Here is a 3,239-nt window from a genome sequence, read left to right as displayed (position 1 = left end):
CTCACTCCCATGCGCTCCACCGCCGGTCGCCCGGCGGCTTCGCCGCCCATGGGAAGCTCCCCTACCGATTCTATATAGATAAAATCCCGCCGCTTCGGTGTCCAGCTTAGCCCCGTGTATTGTCGGCGCATGTCCACTCGACCAGTGAGCTGTTACGCACTCTTTGAATGGATGGCTGCTTCTAAGCCAACATCCTGGTTGTCTGGGCGGACGCACATCCTTTGCCACTCGGCTGGAACTTGGGGACCTTAGCGGGCGGTCCGGGCTGTTTCCCTCTCGAGCACACAGCTTAGCCCACATGCTCTGACTGCCGCGCTCTGGGCCGCCGGCATTCGGAGTTCGGTTGGATTCGGTAGGCGGCGAAGCCCCCTCGTCCATCCGGTGCTCTACCTCCGGCGGTGAACGCGCGACGCTAGCCCTAAAGCTATTTCGGGGAGAACGAGATATCTCCGGGTTTGATTGGCCTTTCACCCCTATCCGCAGGTCATCGCCGCCGTTTTCAACCGACGTGCGTTCGGCCCTCCACGGGGTCTTACCCCCGCTTCAGCCTGCCCACGGATAGCTCACCCGGCTTCGCGTCCGCGGCGCGGGACTCAAGTCGCCCTGTTAAGGCTCGCTTTCGCTCCGGCTCCCTTTCGGTTAACCTCGCCCCGCGCCAGCGACTCGCTGGCTCATTCTACAAAAGGCACGCCGTCACAACATAAAGTTGCTCCGACTGCTCGTGGGCGCACGGTTTCAGGTACTGTTTCACTCCCCTCCCGGGGTGCTTTTCACCTTTCCCTCACGGTACTGGTGCGCTATCGGTCACAGGGTAGTACTCAGGCTTGGATGGTGGTCCACCCAGGTTCGGACCGGGTTTCACGTGCCCGGCCCTACTCAGGGACCGCGTCGCGCCGTCCGGTCTGGGTTCGCGTACGGGGCTGTCACCCGCTGCGGCCGGCCCTCCCATGCCGTTCCGCTCCCCAGCCGGACCTGCGCCCGGGGGCGGCAGCCCCCGGATGCGCGGCCCTGCAACCCCGTCGGCGGAACCCCTGCCGGGTATGCCCGCTCGACGGTTTGGCCATCGGTCCCCTTTCGCTCGCCGCTACTCGGGGAGTCTCGAGATTGATTTCCTCTCCTCCGGGTACTTAGATGTTTCAGTTCCCCGGGTTGTCCTCCCGGCCCCTATGCGTTCAGGGCCGGGATATCCGTACTGCTACGGATGGGTTCGCCCATTCGGAGACCCCCGGGTCGAAGGATGTGTGCTCCTCGCCGGGGATTATCGCAGCTTGCCGCGTCCTTCATCGGCTCCCTGTGCCAAGGCATCCGCCGTGCGCCCGTGGTATCTTGCGGGACCGCTCTCGGGCCCGCGGGATATCCACGTGTCGCTAAAATTAATTAATCGATATCATGAATAGCGCTCGTATGTCGCAATTCGGGTATCTCATACCGCGGCACAGTAGTTGACTGTGCTCGCGATCAGATGCTCCTCACTCATTAATAAGTGAATTCTTCTTGTTTGGATCGGATGAATGATTGCTATCATTCTGTCTGATAAATCGCAGAAAAGAATCGAGTCTGGAAGAATGATCTTCCATCTCTCTCCTATCGCTATGCGGCTCTCAAGGTACGCGGGTGCGACCCCGGGGACCGGGTGCTGCGGGGACTTCCCCCGGGCGACATCCACCGGACGGGCTCCTGCCCTCTATTCGAGTTAAAGTTTGTCTCTCTAAGAACTTATCTCCCTAGAAAGGAGGTGATCCAGCCGCACCTTCCGGTACGGCTACCTTGTTACGACTTCACCCCCCTCACCCTCCACACCTTCGGCGCCTCCCCCCTTGACGGTTGGGCCGGCGACTTCGGGTGCAGACGACTCGGGTGGTGTGACGGGCGGTGTGTACAAGGCCCGGGAACGCATTCACCGCGGCATGCTGATCCGCGATTACTAGCAACTCCGACTTCATGGGGGCGGGTTGCAGCCCCCAATCCGAACTGGGGCCGGCTTTCCGGGATCCGCTCCCCCTCGCGGGGTGGCATCCCTCTGTACCGGCCATTGTAGCACGTGTGCAGCCCAGGGCATAAGGGGCATGATGACTTGACGTCGTCCCCGCCCTCCTCCGCCTTGACGGCGGCGGTCCCGCGTGGGTTCCCGGCATCACCCGATGGCAACACGCGGCGGGGGTTGCGCTCGTTGCGGGACTTAACCCAACATCTCACGACACGAGCTGACGACAGCCATGCACCACCTGTATGGGCTCCTCTCGGCCACGGGGTCTCCCCCGCTTCACCCATATGTCAAGCCCTGGTAAGGTTCTTCGCGTTGCTTCGAATTAAGCCACATGCTCCGCTGCTTGTGCGGGCCCCCGTCAATTCCTTTGAGTTTTAGCCTTGCGGCCGTACTCCCCAGGCGGGACGCTTAATGCGTTGGCTGCGGCACGGGGGGATCGTCCCCCCACACCTAGCGTCCATCGTTTACGGCTGGGACTACCAGGGTATCTAATCCTGTTCGCTCCCCCAGCTTTCGCGCCTCAGCGTCGGTCTCGGCCCAGAGGGCCGCCTTCGCCACCGGTGTTCCACCCGATATCTGCGCATTCCACCGCTACACCGGGTGTTCCACCCTCCCCTACCGGACCCAAGCCGCGGAGGTTCCGGGGGCTTCGGGGGGTTGAGCCCCCCGCTTCGACCCCCGGCCTGCCGGGCCGCCTACGCGCGCTTTACGCCCAATGAATCCGGATAACGCTCGCCCCCTACGTATTACCGCGGCTGCTGGCACGTAGTTAGCCGGGGCTTCTTCTGCAGGTACAGTCTTGACTCTTCCCTGCTGAAAGCGGTTTACGACCCGAAGGCCTCCGTCCCGCACGCGGCGTCGCTGCGTCAGGGTTCCCCCCATTGCGCAAGATTCCCCACTGCTGCCTCCCGTAGGAGTCTGGGCCGTGTCTCAGTCCCAATCTGGCCGGTCGGTCTCTCAACCCGGCTACCCGTTGTCGGCACGGTGGGCCGTCACCCCGCCGTCTACCTGATGGGCCGCGGAGCCATCCCCTCCCGTCGGGGCTTTAGCCGGGGTGCCATGCGGCACCCCGGGGTATCCGGTATTACCCGTCCTTTCGGGCGGCTATCCCGGGGGAGGGGGCAGGTTCTCCACGTGTTACTCAGCCGTTCGCCACTCGCTTCCACCCGGAGGTGGGTGCCGTTCGACTTGCATGTGTTAGGCGCGCCGCCAGCGTTCATCCTGAGCCAGGATCGAACTCTCCGTCCAAAAT

At 63.0% G+C, this 3,239-nt stretch carries 2 rRNA genes; both read right to left on the bottom strand.

What is annotated here, in order from left to right:
- Positions 1 to 1,332: ribosomal RNA gene (locus DW211_RS09950) — 23S ribosomal RNA — on the bottom strand; the annotation flags it as partial.
- A gap of 396 nt (positions 1,333 to 1,728) precedes the next feature.
- Positions 1,729 to 3,235, bottom strand: a 16S ribosomal RNA gene (locus DW211_RS09945).
- Positions 3,236 to 3,239: the final 4 nt, after the last annotated feature.

This window comes from Collinsella sp. AM18-10 (genome assembly GCF_003471585.1).
In the GTDB taxonomy this organism is placed as follows: Bacteria; Actinomycetota; Coriobacteriia; order Coriobacteriales; family Coriobacteriaceae; genus Collinsella.
This window is presented reverse-complemented; position numbering and strand designations above follow the sequence as displayed.